Source organism: Pantoea sp. X-Soil-ISGK-355 (genome assembly GCF_059730805.1).
Map to the genome: position 1 here is coordinate 241,738 of NZ_AP035971.1, position 23,310 is coordinate 265,047.

The following is a 23,310-nucleotide window of genomic DNA, read 5'->3' on the forward strand; positions in this document are numbered from 1 at the left end:
GCTGACATCGGCATCTGCGCAAGGGGTATGCTAAACTTGCGGCCATTTCGCGACACTGGAGAGACGTCAATGGATTCACTGAAGACCTTGTATCACGCGCATATCGCCACGTTGCAACAACGGGCGCAGCAGGTGCTGGCACGCAACAAACTGGATGCGATGCTGATCCATTCCGGTGAGTTATTGACGGTGTTTCTGGATGATCACACCTATCCGTTCAAGGTGAATCCACAGTTCAAGGCCTGGGTGCCGGTGACGCAGGTGCCTAACTGCTGGCTGTGGATTGACGGGGTGAACAAACCGAAACTGTGGTTCTACTCTCCGGTGGATTACTGGCATAACGTCGAACCGCTGCCGGATAGTTTCTGGACCGCGGATGTTGAGGTCATTGGCCTGAAAAATGCTGATGAGATTGCGCAACTGCTGCCCGCACAGCGCGATAACGTCGCTTATATCGGCCCGGTCAACGCGCGCGCGGCTCAGCTCGGTATCGCCTCTGGCAATATCAATCCCAAAGCGGTGATCGACTTTCTGCATTTCCATCGCAGCATCAAAACCGATTATGAACTCGCCTGTCTGCGTCAGGCACAGAAGCTGGCAGTGGCTGGCCATCGCGCAGCGAAAGAGGCGTTCGCAGCGGGCTTAAGCGAGTTCGATATCAATCAGGCGTATCTGACCGCAACCGGTCATCGCGACACCGATGTGCCTTACGGCAATATCATCGCGCTGAATGAACACGCTGCCGTGTTGCACTATACCCGGCTGGATCATCAGCCACCGGCGAAACGCCACAGCTTTTTGATTGATGCCGGTGCTGAGTATCTTGGCTATGCCGCCGATTTGACCCGCAGCTATGCGGCGCAGAGTGGTTCGCTCTATGCCAGAATGATTGAGGCAATGAACGCGGAAGAGCTGGCGCTGATCGCTACGCTGAAAGCGGGCGTGCGCTACACCGATTATCATCTTCAGATGCACCAGCGTATTGCGAAGATGTTGCTGAAGTTTGAGCTGGTGCAGGGGATCAGCGAAGAAGCGCTGGTGGCTGAAGATCTGACCGGTCCGTTTATGCCTCATGGCCTGGGGCATCCGCTGGGTCTGCAGGTGCATGACGTGGCTGGCTTTATGCAGGATGATCAGGGCACGCATCTGGCCGCGCCTGCGCAATATCCTTATCTTCGCTGCACCCGAGTGCTGCAACCGGGCATGGTCTTAACCATCGAGCCGGGCTTCTATATTATTGACTCATTACTGGCGCCGCTGCGTGCAGGCCGTTTTAGTCAGTACTTTAACTGGCAGGCCATTGATGCGCTTCGGCCTTATGGCGGGATTCGTATCGAAGACAACGTGGTGATCCATGCGCATCGCGTTGAGAACATGACCCGCGATCTGCACCTGGCCTGATGGAGGCCTTTGATATTCCCGCTGTGCCCCTGAGCAGCAGTGAGGAGACGATCAAAAAGAGTCGCTTCATTACGCTACTGGCGCACACCGAGGGTGCAGAAGCGGCGCGCGCGTTTGTCCAGCAGGTTAAAAGCGAGCATCCCACTGCCCGGCATCACTGCTGGGCGTGGGTCGCGGGTGCGCCGAATGATTCTCAGCAGCTTGGCTTCTCTGATGATGGTGAACCTTCGGGCACGGCCGGCAAACCGATGCTGGCGCAGCTGATGGGCGCAGATATTGGCGAGATTACCGCCGTGGTGGTGCGTTATTATGGCGGCATCATGCTGGGAACCGGCGGCTTAGTGAAAGCCTATGGCGGTGGGGTCCAGCAGGGGCTTAAGCTGCTGCCACGGCAGCGCAAAGTGCCGATGAAGCTGTTCACACTGCAGTGTGACTATTCACAGCTCAGCGACATAGAACGGCTGGTTCAGCGTTTCGACGGTAAGGTGACCGACAGTCAGTTTCAGGATCGCATTGCATTGACGCTGGCTGTCCCTTATGGACAGATCGACGGATTCAAACAAAATCTGTCAGACTTTAGTCGGGGCGCGTTATCGCTGATCCCGCTCACACCCTGATATTCATCTCTATTATTTAAAGGAACGGCTGAATGCACTTTCGCGCCATTACCCGCATAGTCGGTCTGCTGGTGATCCTCTTTTCAGTGACGATGATTTTGCCCGGCCTGGTCGCATTGATTTATCGCGATGGCGCGGGGCGGGCATTTAGCCAGACCTTTATGATGGCGCTGGTGATCGGCTCGCTGCTGTGGTGGCCGAATCGCAAAAAGAAAACCGAACTCAAACCGCGGGAAGGGTTTCTGATTGTCGTCCTGTTCTGGACGGTGCTGGGCAGCGTAGGGGCGATGCCCTTTATCTTTGCCGAGCAGCCGCATCTTTCGGTAACGGATGCGTTTTTTGAATCTTTCTCTGGCCTGACAACGACCGGTGCCACCACACTAGTGGGACTGGACTCGCTGCCCAAGGCGATCCTCTTCTATCGGCAGATGCTGCAGTGGCTGGGCGGTATGGGGATCATCGTGTTAGCGGTGGCGATACTGCCGATTCTCGGCGTCGGGGGTATGCAGCTCTATCGCGCTGAGATGCCGGGTCCGCTAAAAGATAACAAGATGCGGCCACGTATCGCCGAGACGGCCAAAACACTCTGGCTGATCTACGTCCTGCTGACGGTGGCCTGTGCACTGGCGCTGTGGCTGGCGGGCATGCCCGCGTTTGATGCTATCGGTCACAGCTTCTCAACCATCGCCATTGGCGGCTTCTCTACCCATGACGCCAGCATCGGCTATTTCCATAGTGGCACTATCAATACCATCGTGGCAGTGTTTCTGCTGATCTCAGGCTGTAACTATGGCCTGCACTTTGCCATGTTAAGCGGACGTAATTTACGCGTGTACTGGCGCGACCCGGAATTCCGCATGTTTATTGGCGTTCAGCTGACGCTGGTATTGATCTGCACACTGGTGCTCTGGTTCCACAATGTCTATGAAAGTGGCTGGCAGACGCTGAATCAGGCCTTCTTCCAGGTCGTTTCCATGGCGACAACGGCGGGATTCACGACCGACAGCATCGCACGCTGGCCATTGTTCCTGCCGGTACTGCTGTTGTGCTCCGCCTTTATTGGCGGCTGTGCCGGTTCAACCGGCGGTGGCCTGAAGGTGATTCGCATCCTGCTGTTGTGCAAGCAGGGTAACCGTGAGCTTAAACGTCTGGTTCATCCCAATGCGGTCTATACCATCAAGCTGGGCAATCGGGCGCTACCGGAACGTATCCTTGAAGCCGTCTGGGGATTCTTCTCGGCTTATGCACTGGTGTTCCTGGTCAGCATGCTGGCGATCATCGCCACCGGCGTCGATGACTTCTCGGCTTTTGCTGCCGTTGCCGCGACGCTCAACAACCTCGGGCCGGGCCTGGGGGTAGTGGCTGATAACTTCACTTCAATGAATGACGTGGCAAAATGGATTCTTATTTCTACCATGTTGTTCGGGCGTCTCGAGGTATTTACCTTGCTGGTGCTGTTCACGCCTACTTTCTGGCGTGAATAATTAATAAGGATGCTGACATGAAAGCGCTGATTCTCTATTCCACTCGCGACGGACAAACAAAGAAGATTGCCTCTTCTATTGCTGAGGTGATCCGTCAGCAGCAGCCATGTGATGTATTGGACATCCAGGATGCCACTCTGCCTGACTGGGCACAGTATGATCGCGTGCTGATTGGTGCCTCGATCCGCTACGGCCATTTCCAGCCAGTCGTCGATAAGTTCGTAAAGCTTCACCTTCAGGCGTTGCAGCAGCGTACCAGCGGTTTCTTTTCGGTGAACCTGACGGCGCGTAAACCTGAAAAGCGTTTGCCTGAAACCAACGCCTATACGCAGAAGTTCCTGGCTAACTCTCCGTGGCAGCCCGATTGCTGTGCCGTGTTCGCAGGCGCACTTTATTATCCCCGCTATCGCTGGTTCGATCGCGTCATGATTCAGCTGATTATGCGTATGACCGGTGGTGAGACAGATTCAACGAAAGAAGTGGAATACACGGACTGGCAGCAGGTACGCACTTTTGCCAATGATTTTGCACAGTTACCAGGCAAATCGTAGCGAAATAGCGCGATTTGATGAAAATTACTGCGAACGATAATCTTTTCGCAATAAACACTTGTCAGCCCGCGCGAACTCCCTATAATGCGCCTCCATCGACACGGAACACCGGCAACGGGATGACGGGTTGAGAGGCACAGGAGACTGCGCCGCCGGAGAAAAACTTCTGAGAAAGAGGTTGACTCTGCAGGAGGAAAGCGTAATATACGCCACCTCGCGACAGGACGCTAACGCACTGTTCGCACTGCTCTTTAACAATTTATCAGACAATCTGTGTGGGCACTCGCAGGATTGATATCAGCGTCTTTGGACGCACAAAAATATCAAAGCCTCACGAGTGAACACATAATGAAATTCATTATGACGTTTTACAGATGAGCACCGCTTAACTTGTTTAAGCAAATCAAACTTAAATTGAAGAGTTTGATCATGGCTCAGATTGAACGCTGGCGGCAGGCCTAACACATGCAAGTCGGACGGTAGCACAGAGAGCTTGCTCTCGGGTGACGAGTGGCGGACGGGTGAGTAATGTCTGGGGATCTGCCCGATAGAGGGGGATAACCACTGGAAACGGTGGCTAATACCGCATAACGTCGCAAGACCAAAGAGGGGGACCTTCGGGCCTCTCACTATCGGATGAACCCAGATGGGATTAGCTAGTAGGCGGGGTAATGGCCCACCTAGGCGACGATCCCTAGCTGGTCTGAGAGGATGACCAGCCACACTGGAACTGAGACACGGTCCAGACTCCTACGGGAGGCAGCAGTGGGGAATATTGCACAATGGGCGCAAGCCTGATGCAGCCATGCCGCGTGTATGAAGAAGGCCTTCGGGTTGTAAAGTACTTTCAGCGGGGAGGAAGGCGGTGCGGTTAATAACCGCGCCGATTGACGTTACCCGCAGAAGAAGCACCGGCTAACTCCGTGCCAGCAGCCGCGGTAATACGGAGGGTGCAAGCGTTAATCGGAATTACTGGGCGTAAAGCGCACGCAGGCGGTCTGTTAAGTCAGATGTGAAATCCCCGGGCTTAACCTGGGAACTGCATTTGAAACTGGCAGGCTTGAGTCTTGTAGAGGGGGGTAGAATTCCAGGTGTAGCGGTGAAATGCGTAGAGATCTGGAGGAATACCGGTGGCGAAGGCGGCCCCCTGGACAAAGACTGACGCTCAGGTGCGAAAGCGTGGGGAGCAAACAGGATTAGATACCCTGGTAGTCCACGCCGTAAACGATGTCGACTTGGAGGTTGTTCCCTTGAGGAGTGGCTTCCGGAGCTAACGCGTTAAGTCGACCGCCTGGGGAGTACGGCCGCAAGGTTAAAACTCAAATGAATTGACGGGGGCCCGCACAAGCGGTGGAGCATGTGGTTTAATTCGATGCAACGCGAAGAACCTTACCTACTCTTGACATCCACGGAATTCGGCAGAGATGCCTTAGTGCCTTCGGGAACCGTGAGACAGGTGCTGCATGGCTGTCGTCAGCTCGTGTTGTGAAATGTTGGGTTAAGTCCCGCAACGAGCGCAACCCTTATCCTTTGTTGCCAGCGATTCGGTCGGGAACTCAAAGGAGACTGCCGGTGATAAACCGGAGGAAGGTGGGGATGACGTCAAGTCATCATGGCCCTTACGAGTAGGGCTACACACGTGCTACAATGGCGCATACAAAGAGAAGCGACCTCGCGAGAGCAAGCGGACCTCACAAAGTGCGTCGTAGTCCGGATCGGAGTCTGCAACTCGACTCCGTGAAGTCGGAATCGCTAGTAATCGTGGATCAGAATGCCACGGTGAATACGTTCCCGGGCCTTGTACACACCGCCCGTCACACCATGGGAGTGGGTTGCAAAAGAAGTAGGTAGCTTAACCTTCGGGAGGGCGCTTACCACTTTGTGATTCATGACTGGGGTGAAGTCGTAACAAGGTAACCGTAGGGGAACCTGCGGTTGGATCACCTCCTTACCTGAAGATACCTTCCGGCGCAGTGTCCACACAGATTGTCTGATAAAAAAGTAATGAGCAGGACGGCTGCGAAGTCGTGACACTATCGTGTCCCCTTCGTCTAGCGGTTAGGACTCCGCCCTTTCACGGCGGCAACAGGGGTTCGAATCCCCTAGGGGACGCCACCTGCTTGGTGACAGGTGAAAGATGTTGCCCACATATCTTAAAGATGACTTACGAGTCATGTTTAAGATATTGCTCTTTAACAATCCGGAACAAGCTGAAAATTGAAACGACGTGTCGCTTTCATTCTCCGTAATAAGAATGAAAAATGCGGCACGTTCGAGTCTCTCAAATGCTTGCAGTCTGCAGCGTTGCAAAACGCCTGTGGGTTGTGAGGTTAAGCGACTAAGCGTACACGGTGGATGCCCAGGCAGTCAGAGGCGATGAAGGACGTGCTAATCTGCGTAAAGCGACGGTAAGGTGATATGAACCGCTACAGCCGTCGATGTCCGAATGGGGAAACCCGGTGCACTCTGTGCATCATTGCAGCATGAATACATAGTGCTGCAAGGCGAACCGGGGGAACTGAAACATCTAAGTACCCCGAGGAAAAGAAATCAACCGAGATTCCCCCAGTAGCGGCGAGCGAACGGGGAGCAGCCCAGAGCCTGAATCAGCATGTGTGTTAGTGGAAGCGTCTGGAAAGTCGCAGGGTACAGGGTGATACTCCCGTACACAAAAGCACACGTGCTGTGAGCTCGATGAGTAAGGCGGGACACGTGGTATCCTGTCTGAATATGGGGGGACCATCCTCCAAGGCTAAATACTCCTGACTGACCGATAGTGAACCAGTACCGTGAGGGAAAGGCGAAAAGAACCCCGGCGAGGGGAGTGAAACAGAACCTGAAACCGTGTACGTACAAGCAGTGGGAGCCTTCTTTACGGGGGTGACTGCGTACCTTTTGTATAATGGGTCAGCGACTTATATTCTGTAGCAAGGTTAACCGTATAGGGGAGCCGCAGGGAAACCGAGTCTTAACTGGGCGTTAAGTTGCAGGGTATAGACCCGAAACCCGGTGATCTAGCCATGGGCAGGTTGAAGGTTGGGTAACACTAACTGGAGGACCGAACCGACTAATGTTGAAAAATTAGCGGATGACCTGTGGCTGGGGGTGAAAGGCCAATCAAACCGGGAGATAGCTGGTTCTCCCCGAAAGCTATTTAGGTAGCGCCTCGTGAACTCATCTCCGGGGGTAGAGCACTGTTTCGGCTAGGGGGCCATCCCGGCTTACCAACCCGATGCAAACTGCGAATACCGGAGAATGTTATCACGGGAGACACACGGCGGGTGCTAACGTCCGTCGTGAAGAGGGAAACAACCCAGACCGCCAGCTAAGGTCCCAAAGTCATGGTTAAGTGGGAAACGATGTGGGAAGGCACAGACAGCCAGGATGTTGGCTTAGAAGCAGCCATCATTTAAAGAAAGCGTAATAGCTCACTGGTCGAGTCGGCCTGCGCGGAAGATGTAACGGGGCTAAACCATGCACCGAAGCTGCGGCAGCGACACTATGTGTTGTTGGGTAGGGGAGCGTTCTGTAAGCCGTCGAAGGTGTGCTGTGAGGCATGCTGGAGGTATCAGAAGTGCGAATGCTGACATAAGTAACGATAAAGCGGGTGAAAAGCCCGCTCGCCGGAAGACCAAGGGTTCCTGTTCAACGTTAATCGGAGCAGGGTGAGTCGACCCCTAAGGCGAGGCCGAAAGGCGTAGTCGATGGGAAACAGGTTAATATTCCTGTACTCGGTGTTACTGCGAAGGGGGGACGGAGAAGGCTATATCAGCCGGGCGACGGTTGTCCCGGTTTAAGCGTGTAGGCGGAGGGTCCAGGTAAATCCGGTCCCTTATCAACGCTGAGGCGTGACGACGAGGCACTACGGTGCTGAAGTGATAAATGCCCAGCTTCCAGGAAAAGCCTCTAAGCATCAGGTAACACAGAATCGTACCCCAAACCGACACAGGTGGTCAGGTAGAGAATACCAAGGCGCTTGAGAGAACTCGGGTGAAGGAACTAGGCAAAATGGTGCCGTAACTTCGGGAGAAGGCACGCTGGCGCGTAGGTGGAGGGACTTGCTCCCCGAGCCGAAGCCAGTCGAAGATACCAGCTGGCTGCAACTGTTTATTAAAAACACAGCACTGTGCAAACACGAAAGTGGACGTATACGGTGTGACGCCTGCCCGGTGCCGGAAGGTTAATTGATGGGGTTATCCGCAAGGAGAAGCTCTTGATCGAAGCCCCGGTAAACGGCGGCCGTAACTATAACGGTCCTAAGGTAGCGAAATTCCTTGTCGGGTAAGTTCCGACCTGCACGAATGGCGTAATGATGGCCAGGCTGTCTCCACCCGAGACTCAGTGAAATTGAACTCGCTGTGAAGATGCAGTGTACCCGCGGCAAGACGGAAAGACCCCGTGAACCTTTACTACAGCTTGACACTGAACATTGAGCCTTGATGTGTAGGATAGGTGGGAGGCTTTGAAGCGCGGACGCCAGTCTGCGTGGAGCCAACCTTGAAATACCACCCTTTAATGTTTGATGTTCTAACGTAGGCCCGTTATCCGGGCTGCGGACAGTGTCTGGTGGGTAGTTTGACTGGGGCGGTCTCCTCCTAAAGAGTAACGGAGGAGCACGAAGGTCAGCTAATCACGGTCGGACATCGTGAGGTTAGTGCAATGGCATAAGCTGGCTTGACTGCGAGAGTGACGGCTCGAGCAGGTGCGAAAGCAGGTCATAGTGATCCGGTGGTTCTGAATGGAAGGGCCATCGCTCAACGGATAAAAGGTACTCCGGGGATAACAGGCTGATACCGCCCAAGAGTTCATATCGACGGCGGTGTTTGGCACCTCGATGTCGGCTCATCACATCCTGGGGCTGAAGTAGGTCCCAAGGGTACGGCTGTTCGCCGTTTAAAGTGGTACGCGAGCTGGGTTTAGAACGTCGTGAGACAGTTCGGTCCCTATCTGCCGTGGGCGCTGGAGAATTGAGGGGGGTTGCTCCTAGTACGAGAGGACCGGAGTGAACGCACCACTGGTGTTCGGGTTGTCATGCCAATGGCACTGCCCGGTAGCTAAGTGCGGAAAAGATAAGTGCTGAAAGCATCTAAGCACGAAACTTGCCCCGAGATGAGTTCTCCCTGACTCCTTGAGAGTCCTGAAGGGACGTTGAAGACTACGACGTTGATAGGCCGGGTGTGTAAGCGCAGCGATGCGTTGAGCTAACCGGTACTAATGACCCGTGAGGCTTAACCTTACAACGCCAGAGGCGTTTTTGAGAGACACGATTTTCAGCCCTGTTCCGGGTATATCTGCGCGGCCTTACGGGCGGCGCGGAGACAGAATTTGCCTGGCGGCTTTAGCGCGGTGGTCCCACCTGACCCCATGCCGAACTCAGAAGTGAAACGCCGTAGCGCCGATGGTAGTGTGGGGTCTCCCCATGCGAGAGTAGGGAACTGCCAGGCATTATATAAGTGAAGAAGCCCCGCACGCGAGTGCGGGGCTTTTTTACGTCTGCAGATCGTGAAAAACCGCACCATAATCTCCGAAAACAGCCTGAGAACCCCTCTCTGATACGGTAAACTACGGCCAGATAACTCAGTAAAGGCCGTCAAATGTCCAGCCAGCATCCTTCCTTAAAAGCCGACAATACGCTTGGGCTTGAAGTACACACACAAAAACGCATCGTCGCAGAGACGCCAGCCGCCATTCTGGCCGCATGGCAGGATAGCCAGCGTAATCAAACACCTTTCCTTGTGCTCGGTGAAGGCAGTAATGTCCTCTTCCTGGAGGATTTTGCCGGTACCGTAGTGCTGAATCGCATCAAAGGCATCAAAATTCAGGATGAATTTGAGTGCTGGAAGTTGCATGTCGGGGCAGGTGAGAACTGGCATCAGCTGGTTAAGAGTACGCTGGAAAAAGGGATTACCGGCCTGGAAAACCTGGCGTTGATCCCTGGGATGACCGGCTCGGCACCGATTCAGAACATTGGCGCCTATGGTGTGGAATTAAAAGATGTCTGCGAATATGTGGATGTACTTAACCTGCACAGTGGTGAGACAGAACGTCTCAATCGTGAAGCCTGTGAATTTGGCTATCGTGACAGCATTTTTAAACATCGCTACCAGTCAGGCTATGTCATCGTCGCGGTCGGGATAATATTGCCTAAGCAATGGCAGCCCGTATTAACCTATGGCGACCTGAAAACGCTTAACCCGGTGACAGCCAATGCCTGGGATGTCTATCACGCGGTATGCCAGATGCGGCAGAGCAAATTACCGGATCCGAAAGTCACCGGTAATGTCGGCAGCTTCTTTAAAAACCCGGTCGTCACCGAGGCGCAGCGTAGCTCTCTGCTGACCCATTTCCCTGCGATGCCACACTATCTGATGCCAGATGGTGAAACCAAGCTGGCCGCAGGGTGGCTTATCGATCAGTGTCAGCTGAAGGGGTATCGCATCGGCGGTGCCGCCGTTCACCAGCAACAGGCTCTGGTACTGATTAACGCTGACCATGCCACACCTGAGGATATCGTTGCGCTGGCAAAAACTGTGCGCGCCCGGGTAGGTGAAAAATTTGATGTCTGGCTTGAGCCCGAAGTCCGCTTTATTCAGGCGCAAGGTGAATGCAATGCTGTCGGGGTGATCGTATGAAAGACCACAGTGTCCCGCTCAAACTGGTCGATATTTTATCTGATGGTGAGTTTCATTCTGGCGAGCAGCTGGGCGACACACTGGGCATGAGTCGTGCCGCCATCAATAAGCACATCCAGACACTAAAAAGCTGGGGTCTTGACGTCTATACCGTGACAGGGAAAGGCTATAGCCTCTCTGCCCCAATACAGCTGCTGGATGAGCAGGCAATTCTGTCACAGGTGAAGCAGGGTCATGTCTCGGTTATACCGGTGATTGATTCCACAAATCAGTATCTGCTGGAACGCATGCATGACATGCCGTCTGGCACCGCCTGCATAGCAGAATACCAGCAGGCAGGTCGTGGCCGTCGTGGTCGTCAATGGTTCTCTCCTTTTGGTGCCAACCTCTACATGTCCATGTACTGGCGTCTTGAGCAGGGTCCGGCTGCGGCGATGGGTCTTAGTCTGGTCATCGGCATTGTTATGGCTGAAACATTACGTTCACTCGGTGCCGATGATGTCCGGGTAAAGTGGCCCAATGACATTTACCTCAACGATCGGAAACTGGCAGGTATTCTGGTCGAACTGACCGGCAAAACCGGTGATGCTGCGCAGATCGTTATGGGGGCGGGCATCAACCTGGCGATGCGGACAGCGGATGCTTCACAGATTAATCAGGGCTGGATTAATCTGCAGGAGGCCGGAGTAAGCGTGAACCGCAATGAGCTGGCAGCCCGTCTGATCAACAGCCTGCGCGAGGCCCTGCCGCTGTTTGAGCAGGAGGGATTAACTGCCTTTATCTCGCGCTGGGCGGCACTGGACAATTTTATTAACCGGCACGTTAAGCTGCTCATCGGCGAACGTGAAGTGCATGGTATTGCACGGGGCGTCGACAGCCAGGGTGGTTTATTACTGGAGCAGGATGGCGAAATAAAAGCCTGGGTGGGTGGGGAAATATCACTGCGTCCTGTCTGATTAAAAAAGCCTGCACTGATGCAGGCTTTTTTATGACCGCGGTTATTTACGCAGGCGAACCTTGTCGACCGCATGATCGCCACTTTTGGTCATGATCAGGCTGGCCCTTTCACGCGTCGGCAGGATATTTTCCTGCAGATTGAGCCAGTTAATCTCTTTCCATAGATTACCCGCTATCTCAACCGCTTCTGCCTCTGAGAGCTGGGCGTAATGGTGGAAGTAGGAGTCTGGATCGGTAAAGGCACCCTGACGGAATTTCAGGAATCGATTGATATACCAGCTTTGCAGAAGGTCTTCCTCTGCATCTACATAGATAGAGAAGTCAACGAAGTCCGAAACAAAGACGTGATGGGGGTCATGGGGATAGTCCATGCCGCTCTGTAATACGTTCAGACCTTCCAGAATAAGAATATCTGGCTGCTGTATCACTTTATCGCCGTCAGGGATGACATCATAAATCAGGTGCGAATAGACCGGGGCGGTCACCTGACTGGCTCCGGATTTTAAGTCGGAAACGAAATTGACCAGCCGGTGCATATCATAAGATTGCGGGAAGCCTTTTTTCTTCATTAAGCCACGCTCTTTCAGCACGGCATTAGGGTGAAGGAAGCCATCCGTCGTGATCAATTCCACTTTACGATGTTCAGGCCAGCGGCTGAGCAACGCCTGCAGTACACGCGCAGTCGTACTCTTACCGACCGCGACGCTCCCCGCAATACTAATGATATAGGGGATTTTCTGGCTATTTGTGCCCAGAAATTGCTCCAGTACCGCCTGCCGACGAACGTTAGAGCTGATATAGAAATTAAGCAGACGCGAAAGGGGCAGATAAATTTCTGCGACTTCCTCCAGCGAAAGATCTTCGTTGATGCCCTTGAGCTGCGCGATCTCTTCCTCTGACAGCGTCATCGGCACAGAATCACGTAATGCAGCCCACTGCTCACGAGTGAACTCCAGATAAGGCGTTGTCAGGGGGGGTGTTTTATTCATAAGCATGCATCTGACCGCAAATTCATTACTATCAACCGCGTGTTAGCCGATAAGCAGGACAGTACGGGTGAAGTGAGTCACGAATCGCTGGTTTATCAGTGAGAACAATGGGCTGGAGGGTATCACCAGTATGGCTTTCAACAGAAGTAAAAAGATAGAGGCGATCTCGCTTTCGTCGGCATACCCACAAAACGTTACGATAGTCGCTGTTTTCACCGATCCGGGGTTGTTTATTATCTTACCGCGCCTCACAGCCACTGGGTGGCGTTAATCCCCTTATCCGACTAAAGGCCTGGCTTGAGGGCGTAAACGCGGGAGAGGAGGACACAGAAGGGCGGGGAAAGACAAAACCCGATGCCGGACGACATCCCCGGCAAAACCGTCTGCCCTTCTGAGACCGTTCGTAACGGTGGTGCCAAAAAAGCGGTTTATTTGGTCGCAAAGCGGCTCCATTTTCTGCTGAAGCGCGACAGTGAACAAAAAAATGATGCAGAGTGGTTCAAAAAAGCATCACTCAGTGCGTAAAGGCAAAATAAAGGCGTGGGCCGTGGATCATTTATCTGCCCGAAAGAGCGCTTTCGCACGGAGTGAAGCGTCGGTCAGAACTGGCTGAGCCGGTAAAAACAGGGCCGGATTGCACAAGTATTCTGCAAAAAATCGCGAAAATGCGACGATTTGCACAAATAGTAAGCGATAGAAAAAAATATGCGATTTTTTAGTTGCATCCGACGCCCGACCTTCCTAGAATGCGCACCACTTGATGCCGGCTTAGCTCAGTTGGTAGAGCAACTGACTTGTAATCAGTAGGTCACCAGTTCGATTCCGGTAGCCGGCACCAATCAAGTAGGTGGGATTCCCGAGCGGCCAAAGGGAGCAGACTGTAAATCTGCCGTCACAGACTTCGAAGGTTCGAATCCTTCTCCCACCACCATCTCAGCCTCACGGTTGAGTACAGATAGACAACCTGTTTATCTGTCAGGTGAGTCATTTATCACCCTGAATTCAGACTGAGCGTTAGCGAAGTCAAAGCCGGTCAGCTTCGCTGGCAGGCAGTAGATAACAGAGAGTCATTCTCTGTTTTCTGCAAGCTACAGAAAGAACAGGTAGCCGAGTTCCAGGATGCGGGCATCGTATAATGGCTATTACCTCAGCCTTCCAAGCTGATGATGCGGGTTCGATTCCCGCTGCCCGCTCCAGATGTGCTGATATGGCTCAGTTGGTAGAGCGCACCCTTGGTAAGGGTGAGGTCCCCAGTTCGACTCTGGGTATCAGCACCACTTCCTTTAATCTCCCTCCTGATTTTCTCTGTAACTTCCTTGCAGTCAGGCATTGCCTGGTTAATGTGATGATATCATTGATATATCCGTGTCTTAGAGGGACTAGCGATGGCTAAAGAGCAATTTCAACGTAACAAACTGCACGTAAACGTGGGCACCATCGGTCACGTTGACCACGGTAAAACCACCCTGACTGCAGCTATCACTACCGTACTGGCTAAAACCAACGGCGGCCAGGCGCGTGCATTCGACCAGATCGACAGCACCCCTGAAGAAAAAGCCCGCGGTATTACCATCAACACCGCACACGTTGAGTATGAGACTGCTTCACGTCACTACGCTCACGTTGACTGCCCAGGTCACGCCGACTATGTGAAAAACATGATCACCGGTGCTGCGCAGATGGACGGCGCGATCCTGGTTGTTGCTGCGACTGATGGCCCGATGCCACAGACCCGTGAGCACATCCTGCTGGGTCGTCAGGTTGGCGTTCCTTACATCATCGTGTTCCTGAACAAGTGTGACATGGTTGATGATGAAGAGCTGCTGGAACTGGTAGAGATGGAAGTCCGTGACCTGCTGTCACAGTACGACTTCCCAGGCGATGACACCCCAATCGTTCGTGGTTCTGCGCTGAAAGCGCTGGAAGGCGTTCCTGAGTGGGAAGCAAAAATCGTTGAGCTGGCTGAACACCTGGACAACTACATCCCGGATCCAGTCCGTGCGATCGACATGCCGTTCCTGCTGCCAATCGAAGACGTCTTCTCAATCTCTGGCCGTGGTACTGTTGTTACCGGTCGTGTTGAGCGCGGCATCGTTAAAGTCGGCGACGAAGTTGAAATCGTAGGTATCAAAGATACTGCGAAATCAACCTGTACCGGTGTTGAGATGTTCCGTAAGCTGCTGGACCAGGGTCAGGCAGGCGAAAACTGTGGTGTTCTGCTGCGCGGTATCAAGCGTGAAGACATCCAGCGTGGTCAGGTTCTGGCTAAGCCAGGCTCAATCAAGCCACACACCCAGTTCGAGTCAGAAGTTTACGTTCTGTCTAAAGACGAAGGTGGTCGCCATACTCCGTTCTTCAAAGGCTATCGTCCACAGTTCTACTTCCGTACAACTGACGTAACCGGCTCAGTAGAGCTGCCAGAAGGCGTTGAAATGGTCATGCCAGGCGACAACATCAAAATGGTTGTTACCCTGATCCACCCAATCGCAATGGACGAAGGTCTGCGCTTCGCAATCCGCGAAGGTGGCCGTACCGTTGGCGCGGGTGTTGTTGCTAAAGTTATCGCATAATTACCGATAACGTTTGACGCAATGCACACGGAAAGGGCATCATTTGATGCCCTTTTTGCACGCTGTTTCATAGAACCTGGCTCATCAGTGATTTTTTCGATCATAATCATTGCTGAGACAGGCTCTGTTATGCGGCGTTGGATACCGAGTTACGCCTCAAAAGCTCATTCGGTTTGGACGCCTCGCACTGCGGGGCAGAATAGTTTCTGAATTATTGTGGCAGGTTGGTTTATGAGTGCGAATACCGAAGCTCAAGGGAGCGGGCGTGGCCTGGAAGCGGTAAAGTGGGTAGGTGTTGTATTACTGCTGCTTGCAGCGATTGTAGGTAACTACCTCTATCGTGATGTGTCACTGCCACTGCGCGCGTTAGCCGTAGTTGTACTGATTGCAGCGGCTGGCGGCATTGCGCTTTTAACGACCAAAGGCAAAGCAACCGTGGCTTTTGCTCGTGAAGCAAGAACAGAAATGCGTAAGGTTATCTGGCCAACCCGCCAGGAGACGCTGCACACCACGTTAATCGTTGCCGCGGTTACTGCCGTGATGTCACTGATTTTGTGGGGGCTGGATGGTATTCTGGTCCGTCTGGTATCGTTTATCACTGGCCTGAGGTTCTGAGATGTCTGAAGCTCCAAAGAAACGCTGGTACGTCGTACAGGCGTTTTCCGGTTTTGAAGGCCGCGTAGCCCAATCGCTGCGCGAGCATATCAAATTGCACAACATGGAAGAGCTGTTTGGTGAAGTCATGGTCCCGACTGAAGAAGTCGTTGAAATCCGTGGTGGCCAGCGTCGTAAGAGCGAGCGCAAGTTTTTCCCGGGATACGTACTGGTTCAGATGGTGATGAATGACGCCAGCTGGCATTTAGTACGCAGCGTCCCGCGCGTGATGGGTTTCATCGGCGGTACCTCTGACCGTCCTGCACCTATCAGCGATAAAGAAGTTGATGCGATCATGAATCGTCTGCAGCAGGTCGGCGACAAGCCTCGTCCTAAAACGCTGTTTGAACCGGGTGAAATGGTTCGTGTTAATGACGGTCCGTTCGCTGACTTTAACGGTGTGGTTGAAGATGTGGATTACGAAAAGAGCCGCCTGACGGTATCCGTATCCATCTTTGGTCGTGCAACACCAGTTGAGCTCGACTTCGGTCAGGTGGAGAAAGGTTAACCTCTTTCCGCTCACAAATTAGCTGTTGCAGCAGGCGCGAAATTTAACTACAATTTCGCGCCTTTTGTTTTTATGCGCTGGCAACAGCGTATAAATCGTTATCACGGGGAGCCTTTACAGGCGCTATAACCCAATTGAGGAAATATCATGGCTAAGAAAGTCCAAGCCTACGTCAAGCTGCAGGTTGCAGCTGGTATGGCGAACCCAAGTCCACCGGTTGGTCCAGCTCTGGGTCAGCAGGGTGTTAACATCATGGAATTCTGTAAAGCGTTCAACGCTAAGACCGAATCTCTGGAAAAAGGTCTGCCGACTCCTGTTGTTATCACCGTATACAGCGACCGTTCTTTCACCTTCATTACCAAAACGCCTCCGGCTGCCGTACTGCTGAAAAAAGCAGCGGGCATCAAGTCAGGTTCTGGTAAGCCGAACAAAGATAAAGTCGGTAAAGTGACTCGTGCTCAGGTACGTGAAATCGCAGAAACCAAAGCTGCGGACATGACTGGTTCTGACGTTGAAGCGATGACTCGCTCAATCGAAGGTACTGCTCGTTCCATGGGCCTGGTAGTAGAGGACTAAGAAATGGCTAAGCTGACCAAGCGCATGACCGTAATTCGCGACAAAGTTGACGCGACCAAGCAGTATGACATTGCTGAAGCTGTTGCTCTGCTGAAAGAACTGGCAACTGCCAAGTTCGTTGAAAGCGTTGACGTTGCTGTCAACCTCGGCATCGATGCACGTAAATCTGATCAGAACGTTCGCGGCGCGACCGTTCTGCCACACGGTACTGGTCGTTCAGTACGTGTTGCTGTCTTCGCCCAGGGCGCTAACGCTGAAGCTGCTAAAGCAGCTGGCGCAGAGCTGGTAGGCATGGAAGACCTGGCTGATCAGATCAAGAAAGGCGAAATGAATTTTGACGTTGTTATTGCTTCTCCGGATGCAATGCGCGTTGTTGGCCAGCTGGGCCAGATTCTGGGTCCACGTGGCCTGATGCCAAACCCGAAAGTGGGTACTGTAACGCCTAACGTTGCTGAAGCGGTTAAGAACGCTAAAGCAGGTCAGGTTCGTTATCGTAACGACAAAAACGGCATCATCCACACTACCATCGGTAAAGTGGACTTTGACGCTGACAAACTGAAAGAAAACCTGGAATCTCTGCTGGTTGCGCTGAAAAAAGCTAAACCATCACAGGCTAAAGGCGTGTATATCAAGAAAGTCAGCCTTTCAACCACCATGGGCGCCGGCGTTGCCGTTGACCAGGCTGGTCTGAACGCAACAGCAAACTAATTGCTGCTTGAAACGGGCGAAAAATTCACCTAGAATCTTACGCCCGTTGTTCTGTTATTAGCAGAACAGGACACCAGAGAGCCAGAACCGACTGTTGCGTTTATCGCCATTCCCTCTGACTCTGCTGCGTCGCACAGAATTTAGGTTGGAGCCAGGCCTTATCCTGGCCTCCGTCCAAGACCGCAGGCGCTGTTTATCTCCGGGTATTCCGCTTAATCCCCTGCGTAGACGGTGACAGAACCAAAAGAATTTTTTCTTAGCTGGATTCTGCTCACCGTGTTCGAGCGCTTATTACCCCTCGGGGTGAGTAAGTGAAGTGAGTTCCGGGGAAATCCTTTCCCGGTCAAATCCAGGAGCAAAAGCTAATGGCATTAAATCTTCAAGACAAACAAGCGATTGTTGCTGAAGTCAGCGAAGTAGCCAAAGGTGCGCTTTCAGCGGTTGTTGCGGATTCCCGTGGCGTTACCGTTGATAAAATGACCGAACTGCGTAAAGCAGGCCGTGAAGCTGGCGTTTACATGCGTGTTGTTCGTAACACCCTGCTGCGCCGCGTCGTTGAAGGTACTCAGTTTGAGTGCCTGAAAGACACGTTTGTTGGTCCGACCCTGATTGCATATTCTATGGAACACCCGGGCGCTGCTGCTCGTCTGTTCAAAGATTTCGCGAAAGCGAATGCAAAATTTGAGGTCAAAGCTGCAGCCTTTGAAGGTGAGCTGATCACGGCGGCCAATATTGACCGTCTGGCAACGCTGCCGACCTACGAAGAAGCACTGGCACGTCTGATGTCGACCATGAAAGAAGCCGCTGCTGGCAAACTGGTCCGCACTCTGGCTGCTGTACGCGATGCAAAAGAAGCGGCTTAAGGCCTTATTCTTTTCTTCGTAACTGCTTACGTATAAACTTTTTCTGATTCTTAGGAACAATTGTCATGTCTATCACTAAAGACCAAATTCTGGAAGCTGTTGCAGCGATGTCCGTAATGGAAGTTGTTGAGCTGGTTTCTGCTATGGAAGAAAAATTCGGCGTTTCTGCTGCTGCTGCTGTAGCTGTTGCTGCGGGCCCGGCTGAAGCTGTTGAAGAAAAAACTGAATTCGACGTTGTACTGAAAGCTGTTGGCGCGAACAAAGTAGCAGTCATCAAAGCTGTACGTACTGCAACTGGTCTGGGCCTGAAAGAAGCCAAAGACCTGGTTGAAGCAACTGGCGTAATCAAAGAAGGCATCAGCAAAGATGACGCAGCTGCACTTGAAGCTGCTCTGAAAGAAGCTGGCGCTGAAGTTGAAGTTAAGTAAGACAGCCTTCGGGTTGCAGTCTGAGTAGTTTCAGGCTGATGGCTGGTGACTTTTTGGTCACCAGCCTTTTTGCGCTACAGGGTCTCAATGGGGTTTCACACTGTTTGTCCATTGTTGCTCTTCAATATCTTTCTCTATCGACGACTTAATATACCGCTTTCCTGTGCGGGTTCCCTGCCTTCTCAAAAGCGATGAAATGATTTAAGCGTGATAGAAAGAGGTATTGCACTGCTGCTGCGCAGCCAGTGAATCAAACAAAATCGTGTTGCATGAACTGTCCTGTCAGGACGGACAGCGTGGGTCGACTTGTCAGCTAGCTGAGGAACCCTATGGTTTACTCCTATACCGAGAAAAAACGTATTCGTAAGGATTTTGGTAAACGTCCGCAAGTACTGGACATACCTTATCTCCTTTCCATCCAGCTCGACTCGTTCCAGAAGTTTATCGAGCAAGATCCAGAAGGTCAGTACGGACTGGAAGCTGCATTCCGCTCTGTATTCCCTATTGCGAGCTACAGCGGCAACTCTGAGTTGCAGTATGTCAGCTACCGCCTGGGTGAACCTGTCTTTGACGTGAAAGAGTGTCAGATCCGTGGCGTGACCTATTCGGCACCGCTGCGCGTGAAACTGCGTCTGGTGATCTATGAGCGCGAAGCGCCAGAAGGCACCGTAAAAGACATTAAAGAACAAGAAGTCTACATGGGCGAAATCCCGCTCATGACCGACAACGGTACCTTTGTTATCAATGGTACCGAGCGCGTTATCGTTTCTCAGCTGCACCGTAGTCCCGGCGTGTTCTTTGATAGCGATAAGGGTAAAACCCACTCATCGGGTAAAGTGCTGTACAACGCACGTATCATCCCTTACCGCGGTTCATGGCTCGACTTTGAGTTTGACCCGAAAGATAACCTGTTTGTCCGTATTGACCGTCGTCGTAAGCTGCCGGCCACAATCATCCTGCGCGCGTTACAGTTCACTACACCTCAGATCCTCGATATTTTCTTCGAGAAAGTCGTGTTTGAAATCCGTGACAACAAGCTGCAGATGGAGCTGGTGCCTGAGCGCCTGCGCGGTGAAACCGCTACCTTCGATATCGAAGCGAACGGCACCGTCTACGTCGAAAAAGGTCGCCGCATTACTGCGCGCCATATTCGTCAGCTGGAAAAAGATGGCATTCAGCACATCGAAGTCCCGGTTGAATATATCGCGGGCAAAGTGGTCGCTAAAGATTACATCGATGAGAGCACCGGTGAGCTGATTGTTGCAGCGAACATGGAACTGTCGCTGGATCTGCTGGCTAAACTGAGCCAGTCCGGTCACAAGCGCATCGAAACGCTGTTCACCAACGATCTGGACCATGGTCCATATATGTCCGAGACCCTGCGTGTCGACCCAACCAGCGATCGCCTGAGCGCACTGGTTGAGATCTACCGCATGATGCGTCCTGGTGAGCCGCCAACACGCGAAGCTGCAGAGAACCTGTTTGAGAACCTGTTCTTCTCAGAAGATCGTTACGATCTTTCTGCGGTCGGTCGTATGAAGTTCAACCGCTCATTGCTGCGTGATGAAATCGAAGGTTCAGGCATCCTGAGCAAAGATGACATCATCGAAGTCATGAAGAAGCTGATCGACATCCGTAACGGTAAAGGCGAAGTGGACGATATCGACCACCTCGGTAACCGTCGTATTCGTTCAGTGGGTGAAATGGCTGAGAACCAGTTCCGTGTCGGTCTGGTACGTGTTGAGCGTGCGGTTAAAGAGCGTCTGTCTCTGGGCGACCTTGATACGCTGATGCCACAGGACATGATCAACGCGAAGCCGATTTCGGCTGCCGTGAAAGAGTTCTTTGGTTCAAGCCAGCTTTCTCAGTTTATGGATCAGAACAACCCGCTGTCAGAGATTACGCATAAACGTCGTATCTCTGCTCTCGGCCCGGGTGGTTTGACGCGTGAGCGTGCCGGTTTCGAAGTGCGTGACGTACACCCAACGCACTACGGTCGTGTCTGCCCAATCGAAACCCCTGAAGGTCCGAACATCGGTCTGATCAACTCCTTGTCTGTCTATGCACAGACCAATGAGTACGGTTTCCTTGAGACACCTTATCGCCGCGTTATTGACGGTCTGGTTTCTGACGAGATTCACTACCTCTCTGCTATCGAAGAGGGTAACTACGTTATCGCTCAGGCGAACGCCCCTCTGGATGACAACGGCGCATTTGTTGATGACCTGGTCACCTGCCGTAGCAAAGGCGAATCAAGTCTGTTCAGCCGCGATCAGGTTGACTACATGGACGTTTCCACCCAGCAGGTGGTTTCTGTCGGTGCATCCCTGATCCCGTTCCTGGAACACGATGACGCCAACCGCGCCCTGATGGGTGCGAACATGCAACGTCAGGCCGTTCCGACTCTGCGTGCTGATAAGCCGCTGGTTGGTACCGGTATGGAACGTGCTGTTGCCGTTGACTCCGGTGTAACAGCCGTGGCGAAACGTGGCGGTACCGTACAGTACGTTGACGCATCACGTATCGTTATCAAAGTTAACGAAGACGAAATGCATGCTGGCGAAGCCGGTATCGATATTTACAACCTGACCAAATATACCCGTTCTAACCAGAACACCTGCATCAACCAGATGCCATGTGTTTCTCTGGGTGAGCCGGTTGAGCGCGGCGACGTGCTGGCAGATGGCCCGTCCACCGATCTGGGTGAACTGGCACTGGGCCAGAACATGCGCGTAGCGTTCATGCCGTGGAACGGCTACAACTTCGAAGACTCCATCCTGGTCTCCGAGCGCGTGGTTCAGGAAGATCGCTTTACGACTATCCACATTCAGGAACTGGCTTGCGTGTCGCGTGACACCAAACTGGGGCCGGAAGAGATCACTGCTGATATCCCGAACGTGGGTGAAGCTGCACTCTCTAAACTGGATGAGTCAGGCATCGTCTACATCGGTGCTGAAGTGACCGGCGGCGACATTCTGGTTGGTAAGGTAACACCGAAAGGCGAAACCCAGCTGACGCCAGAAGAAAAACTGCTGCGCGCTATCTTCGGTGAGAAAGCCTCTGACGTGAAAGATTCGTCACTGCGCGTGCCGAATGGCGTGTCAGGTACCGTGATCGACGTTCAGGTCTTTACCCGCGATGGCGTGGAAAAAGACAAACGTGCGCTTGAAATCGAAGAGATGCAGCTGAAGCAGGCCAAAAAAGACCTGTCTGAAGAACTGCAGATTCTGGAAGCGGGCCTGTTCAGCCGTATCCAGAACGTACTGATTTCAGGTGGCGTTGAAGCAGACAAACTGGACAAGCTGCCGCGCGAGCGCTGGCTGGAACTGGGTCTGACTGACGAAGCCAAGCAAAACCAGCTGGAGCAGCTGGCAGAGCAGTACGACGAACTGAAGCACGAGTTTGAGAAAAAACTCGAAGGTAAGCGTCGTAAAATCACCCAGGGCGATGATCTGGCACCAGGCGTGCTGAAAATCGTTAAGGTTTATCTGGCTGTTAAGCGTCAGATTCAGCCGGGTGACAAAATGGCAGGCCGTCACGGTAACAAAGGTGTTATCTCCAAGATCAACCCGATCGAAGATATGCCTTACGATGAAAACGGTACGCCGGTTGACATCGTTCTGAACCCGCTGGGCGTACCATCGCGTATGAACATCGGTCAGATTCTGGAAACGCACCTGGGTATGGCAGCGAAAGGTATCGGCGAGAAAATTAACGCCATGCTGAAGAAGCAGGAAGAAGTCGCGAAGCTGCGCGAATTCATCCAGCGCGCCTATGACCTGGGTACCGATCTGCGTCAGCGAGTTGATCTGAACACCTTCTCCGATGACGAAGTACTGCGTCTGGCTGAGAACCTGAAGAAAGGTATGCCAATCGCCACGCCGGTGTTTGATGGTGCGAAAGAGAGCGAGATCAAAGAGCTGCTGCAGCTCGGCGGCCTGCCTTCTTCCGGTCAGATTACCCTGTTTGACGGCCGTACCGGTGAGCAGTTCGAACGTCAGGTAACCGTTGGCTACATGTACATGCTGAAACTTAACCACCTGGTTGATGACAAGATGCATGCACGTTCTACCGGTTCCTACAGCCTGGTTACTCAGCAGCCGCTGGGTGGTAAGGCGCAGTTCGGTGGTCAGCGCTTTGGTGAGATGGAAGTATGGGCACTGGAAGCATACGGTGCCGCGTATACCCTGCAGGAAATGCTTACCGTTAAGTCTGATGACGTCAACGGCCGTACCAAGATGTATAAAAACATCGTTGACGGTAACCATCAGATGGAACCGGGCATGCCGGAATCCTTCAACGTACTGTTGAAAGAGATTCGCTCGCTGGGTATCAACATCGAGCTGGAAGACGAGTAACCCCTTTTCATGCG

At 52.8% G+C, this 23,310-nt stretch carries 16 protein-coding genes, 5 tRNA genes and 3 rRNA genes; 23 read left to right on the forward strand and 1 reads right to left on the reverse strand.

Features of this window, described 5'->3' with window-relative positions; all coding sequences use genetic code 11:
• The first annotated feature begins 69 nt into the window (after nt 1-69).
• The 10 genes from pepQ to birA all read left to right on the forward strand — a co-directional run bounded on the left by pepQ (nt 70) and on the right by birA (nt 11,641).
• Nucleotides 70-1,401: a Xaa-Pro dipeptidase gene (gene pepQ / locus AC6I8J_RS01035; RefSeq protein ID WP_161733949.1), complete on the forward strand. Its 1,332-nt coding sequence runs from the start codon at nt 70-72 to the stop codon at nt 1,399-1,401.
• A complete protein-coding gene (locus tag AC6I8J_RS01040) occupies nt 1,401-2,018 on the forward strand; it encodes an IMPACT family protein (protein WP_161733951.1) in 618 nt (205 codons plus the stop codon). The genes pepQ and AC6I8J_RS01040 overlap by 1 nt, the downstream gene beginning before the upstream one ends.
• Before the next feature lie 32 nt (nt 2,019-2,050).
• Nucleotides 2,051-3,502, forward strand: a complete 1,452-nt coding sequence (gene trkH / locus AC6I8J_RS01045) for a Trk system potassium transporter TrkH (protein WP_161733953.1) — start codon at nt 2,051-2,053, stop codon at nt 3,500-3,502.
• A gap of 17 nt (nt 3,503-3,519) precedes the next feature.
• Complete coding sequence (hemG, locus tag AC6I8J_RS01050) at nt 3,520-4,053, forward strand: menaquinone-dependent protoporphyrinogen IX dehydrogenase (RefSeq protein ID WP_253420707.1); 534 nt, start codon at nt 3,520-3,522, stop codon at nt 4,051-4,053.
• A gap of 411 nt (nt 4,054-4,464) precedes the next feature.
• Nucleotides 4,465-6,004 (forward strand): 16S ribosomal RNA (locus tag AC6I8J_RS01055).
• Between the two features lie 89 nt (nt 6,005-6,093).
• Nucleotides 6,094-6,168, forward strand: a tRNA-Glu gene (locus AC6I8J_RS01060).
• 213 nt (nt 6,169-6,381) lie between these two features.
• Nucleotides 6,382-9,289 (forward strand): 23S ribosomal RNA (locus AC6I8J_RS01065).
• Between the two features lie 92 nt (nt 9,290-9,381).
• Nucleotides 9,382-9,497, forward strand: a 5S ribosomal RNA gene (gene rrf, locus AC6I8J_RS01070).
• Together the 16S, 23S and 5S rRNA genes with 1 tRNA gene alongside form the textbook arrangement of a ribosomal RNA operon.
• A gap of 150 nt (nt 9,498-9,647) precedes the next feature.
• Nucleotides 9,648-10,685, forward strand: a complete 1,038-nt coding sequence (murB, locus tag AC6I8J_RS01075; protein WP_161736984.1) for a UDP-N-acetylmuramate dehydrogenase — start codon at nt 9,648-9,650, stop codon at nt 10,683-10,685.
• Nucleotides 10,682-11,641: a bifunctional biotin--[acetyl-CoA-carboxylase] ligase/biotin operon repressor BirA gene (birA, locus tag AC6I8J_RS01080; protein ID WP_161736985.1), complete on the forward strand. Its 960-nt coding sequence runs from the start codon at nt 10,682-10,684 to the stop codon at nt 11,639-11,641. The genes murB and birA overlap by 4 nt, the downstream gene beginning before the upstream one ends.
• A 42-nt stretch (nt 11,642-11,683) precedes the next feature.
• Here birA and coaA read toward each other — a convergent pair whose 3' ends face one another.
• The gene (coaA, locus tag AC6I8J_RS01085; protein ID WP_161736986.1) at nt 11,684-12,631 is read right to left on the reverse strand and encodes a type I pantothenate kinase; all 948 of its coding nucleotides are present in this window, start codon (nt 12,629-12,631) and stop codon (nt 11,684-11,686) included.
• Between the two features lie 354 nt (nt 12,632-12,985).
• Here coaA and AC6I8J_RS01090 point away from each other — a divergent pair, with 354 nt between their 5' ends.
• The 13 genes from AC6I8J_RS01090 (at nt 12,986) to rpoB (ending at nt 23,296) form a co-directional block, all read left to right on the forward strand.
• Nucleotides 12,986-13,156, forward strand: coding sequence for a hypothetical protein (locus AC6I8J_RS01090; protein WP_161736987.1), 171 nt, complete (start codon nt 12,986-12,988; stop codon nt 13,154-13,156).
• A gap of 237 nt (nt 13,157-13,393) precedes the next feature.
• Nucleotides 13,394-13,469, forward strand: a tRNA-Thr gene (locus AC6I8J_RS01095).
• Between the two features lie 8 nt (nt 13,470-13,477).
• Nucleotides 13,478-13,562 (forward strand) — tRNA-Tyr (locus AC6I8J_RS01100).
• Nucleotides 13,563-13,752: 190 nt separating this feature from the next.
• A tRNA-Gly gene (locus AC6I8J_RS01105) sits at nt 13,753-13,827 on the forward strand.
• 5 nt (nt 13,828-13,832) lie between these two features.
• Nucleotides 13,833-13,908 (forward strand) — tRNA-Thr (locus AC6I8J_RS01110).
• Nucleotides 13,909-14,016: 108 nt separating this feature from the next.
• On the forward strand, nt 14,017-15,201 hold the full coding sequence (gene tuf / locus AC6I8J_RS01115) for an elongation factor Tu (RefSeq protein WP_222924737.1): 1,185 nt from the start codon (nt 14,017-14,019) through the stop codon (nt 15,199-15,201).
• 231 nt (nt 15,202-15,432) lie between these two features.
• Nucleotides 15,433-15,816: a preprotein translocase subunit SecE gene (gene secE / locus AC6I8J_RS01120; protein WP_013359731.1), complete on the forward strand. Its 384-nt coding sequence runs from the start codon at nt 15,433-15,435 to the stop codon at nt 15,814-15,816.
• Between the two features lies 1 nt (nt 15,817).
• The gene (gene nusG, locus AC6I8J_RS01125; RefSeq protein ID WP_013359732.1) at nt 15,818-16,363 is read left to right on the forward strand and encodes a transcription termination/antitermination protein NusG; all 546 of its coding nucleotides are present in this window, start codon (nt 15,818-15,820) and stop codon (nt 16,361-16,363) included.
• Between the two features lie 147 nt (nt 16,364-16,510).
• A complete protein-coding gene (gene rplK / locus AC6I8J_RS01130) occupies nt 16,511-16,939 on the forward strand; it encodes a 50S ribosomal protein L11 (RefSeq protein ID WP_006121495.1) in 429 nt (142 codons plus the stop codon).
• 3 nt (nt 16,940-16,942) lie between these two features.
• Nucleotides 16,943-17,647 carry a 50S ribosomal protein L1 gene (gene rplA, locus AC6I8J_RS01135; RefSeq protein ID WP_010261038.1) on the forward strand — a complete coding sequence of 235 codons (705 nt, stop codon included), beginning with the start codon at nt 16,943-16,945 and terminating at the stop codon, nt 17,645-17,647.
• Nucleotides 17,648-18,012: 365 nt separating this feature from the next.
• A complete protein-coding gene (rplJ, locus tag AC6I8J_RS01140) occupies nt 18,013-18,510 on the forward strand; it encodes a 50S ribosomal protein L10 (RefSeq protein ID WP_003848098.1) in 498 nt (165 codons plus the stop codon).
• 65 nt (nt 18,511-18,575) lie between these two features.
• The gene (gene rplL, locus AC6I8J_RS01145; protein ID WP_009092660.1) at nt 18,576-18,938 is read left to right on the forward strand and encodes a 50S ribosomal protein L7/L12; all 363 of its coding nucleotides are present in this window, start codon (nt 18,576-18,578) and stop codon (nt 18,936-18,938) included.
• A gap of 329 nt (nt 18,939-19,267) precedes the next feature.
• The gene (gene rpoB / locus AC6I8J_RS01150; protein ID WP_013359733.1) at nt 19,268-23,296 is read left to right on the forward strand and encodes a DNA-directed RNA polymerase subunit beta; all 4,029 of its coding nucleotides are present in this window, start codon (nt 19,268-19,270) and stop codon (nt 23,294-23,296) included.
• Nucleotides 23,297-23,310: the final 14 nt, after the last annotated feature.